The organism is Streptomyces scabichelini, assembly GCF_011045015.1.
Lineage (GTDB): Bacteria > Actinomycetota > Actinomycetes > Streptomycetales > Streptomycetaceae > Streptomyces > Streptomyces scabichelini.
The window spans coordinates 1-12,543 of the sequence record NZ_JAAKZY010000068.1 but is presented as its reverse complement, the minus strand read 5'-3'; the positions used below and the strand labels follow the sequence as shown (position 1 = coordinate 12,543).

Below are 12,543 nucleotides of genomic sequence, written 5' to 3'. Positions count from 1 at the left end.
TCGGCGCTGAGCGGCATGAAACGCGGGGCGGCCACTGTGACAAGGGGTGTACGCGAGCCTTGCCGCGTGGGGACGTCGGCGGCTTTCCACTCCCGGATAGCCTGCCGCCCATGACGCGTACACAACGCACCGGAGCACAGCAGGCCCCACAACGGGCCACGGACGAGGAGGGCGTACGTCTGCCACGGTTGCGCTTCAAGGGGGTCGTGGTGCGAGGAGCGGTGCAGGGTATCGCCGCTGTCGCCCTGCTCTGCGTGGGCGCACTCTTCGTCGCCGACCATCATGACCGCGAGACCTTCCTTGCCGTGGTGGCAGGGTTCTCCATGGTCTTCGCCGGGGTGGGGATCGTCGTCGGAGGCGGCTTTTGGGCGGCTTGCTCGGGCGACATCAGACGCTTGCGCGACTGGCGCACGATCACCGGCCAGTCCGAAAGCGTCACCATCGTGGCGCCGGTTTTCCTACGAGCTGGAGTCCTCGCCCTTGTGCTCTTCCCCGGCGCGCTCGGGCTCTACCACCTGGTCGACAACGCCGCGTACGACAGCTGGCTGTACGGCAGCTGAACACCTTCGACGTGGCTCGGCCCCCCTTGCGCTCCGCACAGGGAGAAGACCGGTCCGAACCACCCGGCACGGTCTTCTCCCTGTGCGGCTCACTTCAGCCAGGAGTCGACCAGCTGCTTGTTCTCACCGATCCACTCCTTCGCGGCTTCCTGCTCATGGCCCGAGCCCTTCTCCTGAAGCAGCAGTTCGAGGCTGCCCAGCTGGGCCGAGGTGAGCTTGAAGTTCTTGAGCCAGCCGGCCAGTTCGGGGTGGTCGGCGGCGAAGCCCTTGGGGGCGATGGCCTGGACCTTGTCGGGGGCGCCGTATGCGCCCTCGGGGTCTTTGAGGACCTTCAGCGGCAGCTTGGCGTACGCCCAGTGCGGTCGCCACAGGGTGGCCACGATCGGCTTCTTCTTCGCGATGGCGTTCTGCAGCGCGGAGAGCATGGCGGAGCTGCTGCTCTCGGTGAGCTGGTAGTCGTCCTTGAGACCGTAGGCGGGCATGACGCTCTCACGCGTGAGCCGCATCAGGCCGGAGCCCGCCTCGATGCCGACGATCTGGCCGCCGAACTCGGAGGCGTGCGCCTTGAGGTCGGCGATCGAGTTGACGTCCTTGACGTATGTGGGGACGGTCAGATTGAGGTCGGCCGGTGCGTACCAGGTGGAGGTGACCTCCAGCTTGGAGCCGAGTTTCTTCCAGTACGACTCGTGGGTGCTGGGCAGCCAGGCGTCGAGGTAGAGGTCGACCTGCTTGTTCGCGACGCCGGTGAAGGTGCTGGCCACGTCCAGTGACTGGACGTCAACCTTGTAGCCCTTCTCTTCGAGGATCTCCTTCCAGAGGTACGTGGCGGAGGTGCCCTCGTCCCAGCCCTCGACGACGGCGATCTTCACCGTTTTCGAGTCGTCGCTCCCCCCGCCGGAGCCGGAGCCGGAGTCCACGCTTGCGGTCTCTCCGCTGCACGCGGTGGTGACCAGAGTGAGTACGGCGGCGATACAGCCGAGGAGGAGCGAGCCGCGGGAGCGGCGTGAGGTGCGGTTCATGAGCGGTTTTCCTGTTCTCAGGCAGTCTCAGAGAGTCTTCACGCCGAAGCGGCGACGGCGGATTCGGGGGCGGGGACGGAGACGGAGACGGGAGCGGATGTGGCGTCGGCGGCCGAGGTGGGCCGAGTGCGGCCCCGGCGTCGCCTCGGCGTGGCCAGCGCGCCCGTGACGCGGTCGAGGAAGATGGCGAGGAAGACGACGGCGAGTCCGCCCTGGAAGCCGACGCCCACGTCGAGTTGGCTGATGCCGCGGACGACCACGGTGCCGAGGCCGGCGGCGCCGACCATGCCGGCGATGACCACCATGGACAGGGCGAGCATGATCACCTGGTTGACGCCGGCCATGATCGAGGGCAGGGCGAGCGGGAGTTGGACCTCGCGCAGGATCTGGCGGGGCTTGGCGCCGAAGGCGTGCGCGGCCTCGACGACCTCCTTGTCGACCTGCCGGATGCCCAGTTCGGTCAGGCGGACGGCGGGCGGGACGGCGAAGACGGTGGTCGCGACGACTCCGGGGACGAGGCCGATGCCGAAGAAGAACACGGCCGGGATGAGGTAGACGAACACCGGCAGTGTCTGCATGAAGTCGAGCACCGGCCGGACGACGGCGCTGGCCACCCGGCCCCGGGCGGCCCACACGCCGATCGGCACTCCGATGGCCACGGCGAGGACGGAGGCGACGAGTACGACTGCCAGTGACTGCATCGCCTCGGTCCACAGGCCCATGCCCTGGATGAGGAGGAAGGCGACGACGGTGAAGGCGGCGAAGCCCCACTTGCGGGCGAGGAACGCGAGCACCGTGAACACCGCTGTCATGACGAGCGGATGCGGTGCGGTGAGGACGAAGAGCACGGCGTTGACCAGCTCGGTCATCACCGAGGAGATGGCGTCGAAGACGCCGCCCAGGTGCTGCGTGAGCCAGTCGACGGCGGAACTGACCGGCGTACCGAGGTCGATGGTGAACAAGGGGCTAGACATGCGCCGCCTCCCTCCGGGGATCGGTCGCGTCCGACTTCCGGGGGTCGGACAGTGCCGTGAGGAGTGCCGCCCGGGGGACGACACCGAGGAGATGGCCGTCGTCGTCGGTGACGGCAAGGGGCACGGCGTGCCGTCCGACCCGCGGGCACAGGTCGACGAGCAGGGTGTCGGGGCCGGTCCGCTCGTACTCGTCGACCAGGCATTCGCGCAGGGAGGTACGGCCCTCCCGGACCGCCTGGGCGAGCAGGTCGTCGCGCGCCACTCCGGCGATGCGTCCGGAGTCCCGTACGTAGACCCCTGCGGCCTCGATGTTCGACAGTCTCCTCAGGACGTCCTGGGGATCGTCGTCCGCGCTCGCCGTCATCAGCGGCTCGCGCATGATGGCGCTCGCGGTCAGCACGCGTGAACGGTCGACGTCGGAGACGAAGTCGCGGACGTAGTCGTCGGCGGGCGTGTGGAGGATGTCGGTCGCGGTTCCGAGCTGTACGACGCGTCCGTCCCGCATGACCATGATCCGGTCGCCGAGGCGCATCGCCTCGTTGAGGTCGTGGGTGACGAAGACGATCGTGCGGCGCAGGTCCCGCTGCAGCGTCAGCAGCAGGTCCTGCATGTCGCGGCGGATCAGGGGGTCGAGCGCGCTGAACGGCTCGTCCATGAGGAGGATCTCGGCGTCCGTGGCCAGCGCGCGGGCCAGACCCACACGCTGCCGCTGACCACCGGACAGTTCAGCTGGAAAGGCATCGCCCCGGTCACCGAGGCCGACCGTCCGCAGCGCCCAGTCGGCGCGGTCGAGTCGCTCGGACTCGGCGACTCCTCGTAGACGCATGCCGTAAGCGGCGTTCTCGCGGACCGTGCGGTGCGGGAACAGCGCGAAGTGCTGGAAGACCATGCTGACCTTGCGGTTGCGCAGCTCCCGGAGGTCCGCGTCACCCATCGTCAGCACATCGCGGCCGTCGACGCGCAGTTCACCGGAGGTCGGCTCCACCAGCCGGTTCAGCATGCGGAGCAGGGTCGACTTGCCGGAACCCGACAGCCCCATGACCACGAAGAGCTCTCCTGGCGCCACGTCGAACGTCACGCCGTCGACCGCGTGCACTCCGTCGGACTCGGATTCGGATTTGGATGCCGAGCCGTACACCTTTTTCAGCCGAGATGCCTCAATCACCGTGCCCCACCTCCGGGGTCCGCGCGGGGCGGAAGGTCGAGGTTGTTTCGCATAGCAAAACTTATGTGCAATGCGGTACGAATGCGGTACGAACGATGTCCCCGCGTCGGGCAACCCGTCAAGGCCCCCGGAGGAAGGAAACGGCGAATTAACCCCGGAACGACCGTCGCGGGAAGGCGCGCGTCCAACGGGAAGGCGCGCGTCCAGTGGTCGCATGCGGCCGCGGCACCGGGTGAAACCAGGCGGCCAGGGGCTCGCCGACAGCGACTGCCGCTCGACTACTCTTCCGCCATGACCAGCAACGGCAGCCGCCCACGTGATCACTCGGTGCAGTCCGTCGACCGGGCGGTATCGATCCTTCAGGTGCTGGCCAAGCGGGGCCCCAGCGGCGTGACCGAGATCGCCGATGAACTGGCCATCCACAAGTCGACCGTGTTCCGGCTGCTGGCGACCCTGGAGTCACGGGGCATGGTCGAGCAGGACACCGAGCGCGGGCGGTACCGCATCGGGTACACGATGGTCGAACTCGCGGGCGGCGCGAGCAAGGTGAACGATCTGGCCGTACTGAGCCACCCCGTCTGCCAGGAGTTGGCCGCGACCGTAGGCGACACCGTGAACGTCGCGATCCGGGACGGCGACGACGTGATCAGCATCGACCAGGCGATCGGTTCGTCGATCATGAGCATCGACTGGGTCGGCCGGCGCTCCCCGATGCACGCCACTTCGGCGGGCAAGCTCTTCATGGCGCACATGACCCCCGAGGAGATCGAGGAGATCTTCGCGGAGCGGCCGAAGCAGTACACCCCGCACACCATCGTCGACCCGACGCGTCTCGCGGCGGAGCTCGAAGCGGTCCGCGAGCGCGGTTACGCCACCACGAGCGAGGAGCACGAGATAGGCCTTGCTGCCATCGCTGCCCCGATCCACTCCCTGAACGGCCAGGTCATCGCGGCCGTGACACTGTCCGGGCCGACCTTCCGGATCAACGAGGACACCATTCCCGGTCTCGCGGAACAGGTGATGAAGGCCGGCGCGAAGATCTCCTGGCGCCGGGGGTACGTGAAGCGCGGCTGAGCCGGGCGTCGCCGGTCCGGCCACGCAGCGAGACAGACAACCGGGACAGACACCGAGACAGACAGGGGGCTCTTGCAGGGGGCTCTTGACGGCCGGGGATTCCCAGCTTCACTATCTGTCTCGTATCACGGTGTCGTTTCGCATAGCGAAACCAGCAGGCGAAGACACCGTCCGGCGCGTCCCCGAGGAGCGGCTGTGCCCTCAACCACCCTGGATCCCCTGCTCCAGCCCTTCCAGCTCAAGCACCTCACCCTGCGCAACCGCGTGGTCAGCACCTCCCACGAACCCGCGTTCGGCGAAGAGGGCATGCCCAAGGACCGCTACCGGGCCTACCACCTGGAGAAGGCGCGGGGCGGGGTCGGCCTGACGATGATCGGCGGCTCGGCGGTGGTCTCGCCCGACAGTCCGCCCGCGTTCGGCAATCTGCTCCTGTACCGCGACGAGATCGTGCCGTGGCTGCGCCGGCTCGCCGACGACCTGCACGAAGCCGGGGCGGCGGTGATGTGCCAGGTCACCCATCTCGGGCGCCGCACCAGCAACTTCACCGGTGACTGGCTGCCGGTGGTCTCCGCCTCACCGCTGCGCGAACCCGCGCACCGCTCCTTCCCGAAAGCCGCCGAGGCCTGGGACCTGGACCGGATCGCCGCCGACTACGCCGCCGCGGCGCTTCGTTGCCAGGAGGGCGGCCTCGACGGCATCGAGCTGGAGGCATACGGCCACTTCCTGGACAGCTTCCTTTCCCCCGCGACCAACCACCGCGACGACGAGTGGGGCGGCAGCCTGGAGAACCGCATGGCGTTCCCGCGCCGGGTGATCCTCGCCGTCCGCGAAGCCGTCGGCCCCGACTTCGTCGTCGGCATCCGGATGTCGCTCGACGAGGCGCACCCCGGCGGTCTCCCCGGTCTCGCCTTCGACGAGGCACTCACCGCCGCCGAGCAGTACGCCGCCGACGGCATCGACTTCATCAGCGCCATCCACGGCTCTCTCGAGAGCGACGCCTCCCTGGCGAAGACCATCCCGTCCATCGGCACCCCGCTCGGGCCGTACCTGGGCTTCACCGGCGAGATCAAGCGACGGCTCTCCATCCCCGTGATGCACGCGGCGCGTATCGCCGACGTCGCCACCGCGAGGCATGCGTTGCGCGAGGGACTCCTTGACCTGGTGGGCATGACCCGCGCGCAGATCGCCGATCCGCACCTGGTCGCCAAGGTGAAGGCCGGCCAGGAGGACCGCATCCGGCCCTGCGTCGGGGCGAGTTACTGCCTCGACGCGATCTACGACTCCGGCGACACCAAGTGCGTTCACAACCCGGCAGCCGGCCGCGAACTCCACGTACCGCATCTCATCTCCCCCACCATCGGCCGCCGCAGGAAGGCAGTGGTCGCCGGGGGCGGTCCGGCCGGCCTGGAAGCGGCGCGTGTGCTGGGCGAACGCGGCCACGACGTCGTCCTGTTCGAGGCGAGCGACCAGCCCGGCGGACAGATCAGACTCGCCGCGTCGAACCCGCGCCGGGGTGACCTGATCCAGATCGTCGACTGGCGTCTCGCGGAGTGCAAGCATCTCGGCGTCGACCTGCGCCTGGGAACGTATGCCGAAGCCGACGACGTCCTCGCCGAACACCCCGACCTCGTGATCGTCGCCACCGGAGGTACACCCAACCGCAGCTTCCTCACCGAGGGCGAGGGGCTGGTCTTCGACACCTGGGACGTGATGACGGGCTCACTGCGGCGCCCGCGGGGCGAGATCCTCGTCTACGACGACCACGGCGGCTACCCGGCCATGGACGCCGTGGAGGTCCTCACGACATCCGGCGCCTGGATCGAGTACGTCACTCCGGAGCGCACCCTCGCCCCCGACGTCGGCAGCATGAACTCCCCCGCCTACCTGCGGGCCTTCACCGCACACGAGGTCGTCACCACGCTCGCCCAGCGGCTGCGCTCCGTACGCCGCACCGAGGACGGACGGCTCGCCGCGACCCTCTACAGCGAGTACACCGAGGCCGAGACCGAGCGGATCGTGGACCAGGTGGTCGTGGAGCACGGGACGCTGCCGAACGACGAGCTGTACGTCGAACTCCTCCCCGGCTCGACCAACCTCGGCGAGGTCGACCACCGCGCCCTGCTTGCGCACGAGGAACAAGCGGTGGTCCGCAACGAGGCGGGCCGCTACCAGCTGTTCCGCATCGGAGACGCCGTCGCCGCCCGCAACATCCACGCCGCGATCTACGACGCGCTACGGCTGTGTCTGCCGGTCTGAACGCCTCTGACCACATCAACCCGTCAACTCCTGAGTCCTGCTGGAGAGATGAGATGAACGCAGTGACACCAGCCGCCGAGGTGCGCGCCCCAGCCGACCTCATTGCCCGACGTCCCCTCGGGCAGAGCCTCGAAGCCCCTTTCTACGTCGGCGAGGAGTTCTTCGGCCTCGACATCGAGGCCGTCTTCGCCCGGCACTGGCTGTTCGTCGCCGCCGAGGCGGAGCTTCCCGAGCCCGGCGACTACGTCACGGTCACCATCGGGCCGTACTCGGTCATCGTCGTCCGCGACGACGACGAGGACGTACGGGCCTTCCACAACGTCTGCCGCCACCGCGGCGCGCGCATCCTGAACGAGGAGCGCGGCTCGGTGGGCAACATCGTCTGCGGGTACCACCGGTGGACGTACGGCGTGGACGGCAGACTGCTGCACGCCGAGTCCCAGGCGCCCGGCTTCGACCCGAAATGCTTCTCGCTGCGGTCCGTGCACGTGCGCACGGTGGCCGGGCTGGTCTTCCTCTGCCTGGCCGAGACGCCGCCCGACGACTTCGACGAGGTCGCCGCCCGCGTCGAGCCGTACCTCGCACCGCACAACCTGGGCAAAGCGAAGGTCGCCACGCAGATCGACCTGGTCGAGAACGGCAACTGGAAGCTGACCATGGAGAACAACCGGGAGTGCTACCACTGCGCGGGCGGTCACCCCGAACTCCAGGCCTGCTACTTCCCCACCTACGGCTACGAGGAGCACAACCTCCCTCCGACGCTGCGGCCGGCCTACGAGCGCTACCTACAGGCCGACGCGGACGCCCGCACGACCTACGAGTCGCTCGGCCTGCCGTATGCCGCGATCGAGGAACTGGACACCCGTACCACGGGTTTCCGTGTCCAGCGCGAGCCCCTCGACGGGGCCGGGGAGTCCTACACCCAGGACGGTACGGCCGCCTGCAAGCGCCCGCTGGCGGACTTCCCCACCGCTCGCCTGGGCCGGCTGTCCCTGCATCTGCAGCCCAACTCCTGGTTCCATCTCATGGCCGACCACGCGGTCACCTTCACCGCGATCCCGCTCGCCCCGGACCGCACCCTCGTCCGCACCACCTGGCTCGTGCACGCCGATGCCGTCGAGGGGAGCGACTACGACCTCGACACGCTGACGAAGGTGTGGAAGGCCACGAACGACCAGGACGCGGTGTTCGTCGCCCGCGCCCATCAGGGCATCAGCAGCCCGGCCTACCTGCCCGGCCCGTACGGCCCGACGGAGGAACAGGTCGAGGCGTTCGTCAACTGGTACGTGACCCGGCTCAAGGAACACCTGGCACACCTGTCACACCTGGAGCGGCAGCGATGACCGAGACCGAAGAACTGCTGGTGTGCCGTCAGGTCCACCCGCTCACCCACGACGTCACCACCTTCGTGTTCGAGTACGCCGAACCCCGGCTGTTCCGGCACGAGCCGGGCCAGTTCCTGACACTGGCCCTCGACATCGACGGCCGGCCGGTCCAGCGCTGCTACACCATCTCCTCACCGCCCACCCGCCCCTTCCTGCTCTCGATCACGGTGAAGCGCGTGCCCGGCGGCCTCGTGTCGAACTGGCTGCACGACCACCTGAAGCCCGGCGACACCGTGCGGGCGCGCGGACCGCTCGGCGAGTTCTCCACGGCCCGGCATCCCGCGCCCAAGTACCTCTTCCTGTCCGGGGGCGTCGGGGTGACGCCGTCGATGGCGATGACCAGGACGCTGTACGACCTGGCCGACCCCGCCGACGTGGTGTTCGTGCACAGCGCCCGCACCCCGGCGGACATCGTCTTCCGCCACGAACTCGACCTCATCGCCGCGACCGCGCCGAACATCCGGGTGGTCCACATCTGCGAGGAGGACCGCCCGTACGCCCCCTGGGGCGGATACCGCGGCCGACTGACGATCGAGACGCTCCGGCAGGTCGCACCGGACCTCCGCGAACGGGAGGTCTTCACCTGCGGACCCGCCCCCTACATGGCCGCCGTACGGCACATGCTGTCGGACGCGGGCCTCGACATGGAGCGTTACCACGAGGAGAGCTTCACCTTCGAGGCGCCGACCGCGTCGACAGACGCCTCCGCCGCCGGCACGAGTGCGGGTTTCAAGGTCGAGTTCACCCGCAGTGGACGCACCATCGAGTGCGACGCCGACACCTCGCTCCTCGCCGCCGCGTCCCGAGCCGGCCTCAGCCTGCCGGCCTCGTGCGCGCAGGGCATGTGCGGCACCTGCAAGACGACCCTGCTCTCCGGCTCCGTCGACATGCAGCACAACGGAGGCATCCGGCCACGCGAGATCACCCAGAACAAGATCCTGCTCTGCTGCTCAAAACCGCTGGAAGACCTCGCGATCGACGCGTGAGGACACGACAACACGACGCGACCCGGCCCGGGTTGTGAACGACCCAGGTTGTGAACGACGGACATCCGCCGCGCCCGCGCGGCCGTCGAGCACTACGGCGCCGTCGACGCCGGAGCGGGCCACCCCCGGGCATGGGCGGCTGCGGTAGGGCGTGACAGGGAGGCTAGCGAGGTGCCGCGAGTACGTCCCGGAGTACGTTCTCGAGCGTGACGCGGGCCAGCTCGTGTCTCACGGTCTCCTCGATGCCCTCGTAGATGCTCTGCATTGCCGGCTGGATGCCGTGACCCACCACGCATCCCTGGTCCGGGGTGGTGCGGTGCATTGCGAACAGCGGGCCGGGTTCCACTGCCTCGTACACGTCGAGCAGGGTCATCGACTCCAGCTCGCGTGCCAGCGACCAGCCCGCACCCACGCCCCGCCGGGACTCCACGAGCCCGGCCCTGCGCAGCTCGCCGAGCAGCCGTCTGATCACCACGGGGTTGGTGTTCGCGCTGGTCGCGATCTGCTCGGAGGTGGCGACCTCATGGCCCTGGCGCTGGTAGAGGCCGATCCAGGCCAGCGCGTGGGCGGCGATGGTCAGCCTGCTGTTGGCGCTCATGGACTCCTCCTCCCGGCCGCAACGCTTCATGTTACGACAGCGCAGTCGTAACAGTGAAGGTTGCGACAGCCTGTCGTAACAATTAGTGTTGCGACTGCCAGGAAGGGTCAATCAACGAGGTGAGAAGAATGAGCAAGCCACTCACGGGCAAGGTCGCCCTGGTCACCGGAGGGTCGCGCGGACTGGGAGCCGCGACCGTACGGCTGCTGGCCGAGCAGGGCGCCGACGTCGCCTTCACCTACGTCAGCTCCGAGAAGCAGGCGCAGGCCGTCGTCGACGAGGTGCACGGCAAGGGAGCCAAGGCCGTCGCCTTCCAGTCCGACCAGGCGGACACGAGCCGGGCGCCGGCGCTGATCGACGACGTGGTCGCGCACTTCGGCGGCCTGGACATCCTCGTCAACAACGCGGCGATCCCCGCGGCCGGCACGGTGGACGACCCGGACGCCGACACCGCCGCACTGGACCGGATGCACGCCACCAACTACCTCGGCGTGATCTCCGTCATCCGGGCCGCCTCCCGAGTGCTGCGCACGGGCGGCCGCATCATCACGGTGAGTTCCGGACTGGGCTCCCGGGTCGGCGCCCCCGGCCTTGCCGACTACTCGGCGACCAAGTCAGGCATCGAGAGGTACACCATGGGCGTCGCACGCGACCTCGGACCCCGGAACATCACGGCCAACGTCGTGGAGGCCGGACTGATGGAGGGCGGCATGGAACCGCCGGACCCCGAGACCCTCAAGGTCCTGCTCGGCTCGCTGTCCCTGCAACGCATGGGGCACCCCGACGAAATCGCCGCGGCGATCGCCTTCCTGGCGAGCCCCGCCGCGTCGTACGTCACGGGCGCGGTGCTGGACGCCCACGGCGGCTACAACGCCTGAACCCGAACCGTTCCTAATCAGTGAGCAGGAGTGAGTCTTGGACCCATACCTGGTCACTGCGGACATCCCGAACGGTGTTGGATGTCCTGGTCGCCCGCTTTCGCTCCGCGTCCGGTGACACGGATCTTGTCCGTGGTCCAGGGATACGGGGACGGGGTCCCTCACGCCGCCGGGTGCCCGGTCCGGCCTGGACGGTCCGATGCCCACGACGATCACTCCGGTCGTCGTGGGGCGGTGCCGTCCGTCGCCTGATCGGATGCCCGAGGGCGCGTCGCCCGACCGCGATGCTCGCCGCATCGTGCCGGGACGGTGTACATCGTGGGGTGGTCAGCGGTTTCTGCCAGTGCTGGGCACCCCACCGGCTGGTGTACGCCGGGTCCACCGCGACGACGGCCACGTTCTGCTCGGCAGCCATCGACACCAGCCGGGCCCTGAGTTTCGCGGTGGGGAAGCGGGAGAGCAGCCGCCGGAAGCGTTTGTTGCGGCCATGCCGCTCCCGGCTTTTCTCCGCCGCGAAGTCAAGGTCCTCGAGGGCGATCGCGGCGGCCCCGCAACGGCGGCTGTAGACCAGCAGCCGGCTCAGCGCATGCCGGATCTGCGCATCCCGGTGTTCCGCGCTGCCCGAGAGGTCGTAGAAGAAACGCTGCGGCTCGCCGACCGGGTTGCCGTGCACATCCAGACGCCAGGCAGCGAGATGGTCGTCATTCATGTCCACCCCCACCAACCCCGGGCCAACGCCGCCTCCAGCGGCAGGACCGGGGCGGCAGCACGCTGCCAGGACGCGGTGACATACCAGCGGCCGCGCGCGATGTCGTGGTGGATGCGGTAGGCCACTGCCCGGTTCGCGGTAACCCGATCCCGCCATTCCTGACCCCGATGTTGGAACCGTACGGTCGCGTCGAGGACGTACCGGCCGTGCGGTGCGTTGGCCAGGTGGGCCAGCGCAGCCGGGAGCTTGAGGGAGAGCTGTCCGGTGTCGGTGACGCGGAGGGTCTCGTTGCCGAACCGTTTGCCGGACTCCCCGTCCGCGGCCAGGAACATCCGCTCCGCCCGCCACCGCTGTCGCCACGCCGCTTCGTCCAGCCCGGCCGCCGCCAAGTGGTGACGGGCGTGCGCAAGGCGCTTGCCGCCGCGCACCACGCGCACCCGGCCCGCCGCCCAGTCCGCCTCCACCCCCGCCAGCCGGTCCTTCAGGGCGTGCAGACGGCGGGACTTGGCACGCCACTCACTACGCGAGCCGTAGCCGCGCACCAGGTCCTCCCGCTTGTCCGCCTTGGCACCCAGCGGCCTAGCCAGCCGCGCCTCGATGGCGACGATCTGCCCCCGCAGCCAGCCCATATGGGCGGCCTGCCCGCGCCTCGCCAGCGCCCACTGGTCGTGGGTGGCCTTGGTGATACTGCCCGCCCAGCGCGCCGACGACCTGCCCGTCAGCGCCCGCTTACGCACCGCCCACCCGGCCGCATCGTGCGCCAGCCCCTGCCGAGAGCGTTCCGCGAGATCACCGCAGGCCAGCGAACCGAGGAACGCTCCGACCTCGGCCAGCACCGCCGCATCCGACTCGCTCACCCGCAGCCGATCCCGGATCGCCACCCCGGCCGGGCCGGGCACCACGAACGGTGCCGCCAACTCCCGCAGCCCGCCCATATGT

General features: G+C 69.2%; 10 protein-coding genes and 1 pseudogene. 6 read left to right on the top strand and 5 right to left on the bottom strand.

From position 1 onward, the window contains the following. Positions 1–110 precede the first annotated feature (110 nt). A complete protein-coding gene (locus G5C60_RS21945; RefSeq protein WP_241266970.1) occupies positions 111–560 on the top strand; it encodes a DUF6336 family protein in 450 nt (149 codons plus the stop codon). An 89-nt stretch (positions 561–649) separates the two neighbouring features. Here G5C60_RS21945 and G5C60_RS21940 read toward each other — a convergent pair whose 3' ends face one another. The 3 genes from G5C60_RS21940 to G5C60_RS21930 are packed head-to-tail and all read right to left on the bottom strand — an operon-like array spanning position 650 to position 3,700. Continuing rightward, positions 650–1,579: a glycine betaine ABC transporter substrate-binding protein gene (locus G5C60_RS21940; RefSeq protein WP_165261903.1), complete on the bottom strand. Its 930-nt coding sequence runs from the start codon at positions 1,577–1,579 to the stop codon at positions 650–652. A 38-nt stretch (positions 1,580–1,617) separates the two neighbouring features. Next, a complete protein-coding gene (locus G5C60_RS21935) occupies positions 1,618–2,553 on the bottom strand; it encodes an ABC transporter permease (protein ID WP_165261901.1) in 936 nt (311 codons plus the stop codon). Next, positions 2,546–3,700: a quaternary amine ABC transporter ATP-binding protein gene (locus G5C60_RS21930; protein ID WP_241266971.1), complete on the bottom strand. Its 1,155-nt coding sequence runs from the start codon at positions 3,698–3,700 to the stop codon at positions 2,546–2,548. Before G5C60_RS21930 ends, G5C60_RS21935 begins: the two co-directional genes overlap by 8 nt. 309 nt (positions 3,701–4,009) lie before the next feature. On the opposite strand from G5C60_RS21930, the gene G5C60_RS21925 reads away from it, so the two are divergent. The 4 genes from G5C60_RS21925 to G5C60_RS21910 all read left to right on the top strand — a co-directional run bounded on the left by G5C60_RS21925 (position 4,010) and on the right by G5C60_RS21910 (position 9,419). Continuing rightward, entirely contained in the window at positions 4,010–4,792 is a 783-nt protein-coding gene (locus tag G5C60_RS21925; protein WP_206439831.1) for an IclR family transcriptional regulator, read from the top strand. A gap of 195 nt (positions 4,793–4,987) precedes the next feature. Next, positions 4,988–7,048: an oxidoreductase gene (locus G5C60_RS21920; protein WP_165261897.1), complete on the top strand. Its 2,061-nt coding sequence runs from the start codon at positions 4,988–4,990 to the stop codon at positions 7,046–7,048. Between the two features lie 53 nt (positions 7,049–7,101). Next, the gene (locus G5C60_RS21915; RefSeq protein ID WP_165261895.1) at positions 7,102–8,391 is read left to right on the top strand and encodes an aromatic ring-hydroxylating oxygenase subunit alpha; all 1,290 of its coding nucleotides are present in this window, start codon (positions 7,102–7,104) and stop codon (positions 8,389–8,391) included. Next, positions 8,388–9,419 (top strand): FAD-binding oxidoreductase, encoded by a 1,032-nt coding sequence (locus tag G5C60_RS21910; protein WP_165261893.1) that lies wholly within the window; start codon positions 8,388–8,390, stop codon positions 9,417–9,419. Before G5C60_RS21915 ends, G5C60_RS21910 begins: the two co-directional genes overlap by 4 nt. 163 nt (positions 9,420–9,582) lie before the next feature. Here the strand turns inward: G5C60_RS21910 and G5C60_RS21905 are convergent, their stop codons facing one another. Further along, positions 9,583–10,017: an Rrf2 family transcriptional regulator gene (locus tag G5C60_RS21905; protein WP_165261891.1), complete on the bottom strand. Its 435-nt coding sequence runs from the start codon at positions 10,015–10,017 to the stop codon at positions 9,583–9,585. A 128-nt stretch (positions 10,018–10,145) separates the two neighbouring features. On the opposite strand from G5C60_RS21905, the gene G5C60_RS21900 reads away from it, so the two are divergent. Next, the gene (locus tag G5C60_RS21900; RefSeq protein WP_165261889.1) at positions 10,146–10,895 is read left to right on the top strand and encodes an SDR family NAD(P)-dependent oxidoreductase; all 750 of its coding nucleotides are present in this window, start codon (positions 10,146–10,148) and stop codon (positions 10,893–10,895) included. A 13-nt stretch (positions 10,896–10,908) separates the two neighbouring features. Here the strand turns inward: G5C60_RS21900 and G5C60_RS21895 are convergent. Next, positions 10,909–12,539, bottom strand: a pseudogene (locus tag G5C60_RS21895) (IS200/IS605 family accessory protein TnpB-related protein). Between the last annotated feature and the right edge of the window lie 4 nt (positions 12,540–12,543).

Excerpts from the sequence above, each read along its gene's own strand:
- G5C60_RS21945 (WP_241266970.1), top strand. The coding sequence starts at position 111 with ATGACGCGTACACAACGCACCGGAGCACAGCAGGCCCCACAACGGGCC.
- G5C60_RS21940 (WP_165261903.1), bottom strand. The coding sequence starts at position 1,579 with ATGAACCGCACCTCACGCCGCTCCCGCGGCTCGCTCCTCCTCGGCTGT.
- G5C60_RS21935 (WP_165261901.1), bottom strand. The coding sequence starts at position 2,553 with ATGTCTAGCCCCTTGTTCACCATCGACCTCGGTACGCCGGTCAGTTCC.
- G5C60_RS21925 (WP_206439831.1), top strand. The coding sequence starts at position 4,010 with ATGACCAGCAACGGCAGCCGCCCACGTGATCACTCGGTGCAGTCCGTC.
- G5C60_RS21915 (WP_165261895.1), top strand. The coding sequence starts at position 7,102 with ATGAACGCAGTGACACCAGCCGCCGAGGTGCGCGCCCCAGCCGACCTC.
- G5C60_RS21910 (WP_165261893.1), top strand. The coding sequence starts at position 8,388 with ATGACCGAGACCGAAGAACTGCTGGTGTGCCGTCAGGTCCACCCGCTC.
- G5C60_RS21905 (WP_165261891.1), bottom strand. The coding sequence starts at position 10,017 with ATGAGCGCCAACAGCAGGCTGACCATCGCCGCCCACGCGCTGGCCTGG.
- G5C60_RS21900 (WP_165261889.1), top strand. The coding sequence starts at position 10,146 with ATGAGCAAGCCACTCACGGGCAAGGTCGCCCTGGTCACCGGAGGGTCG.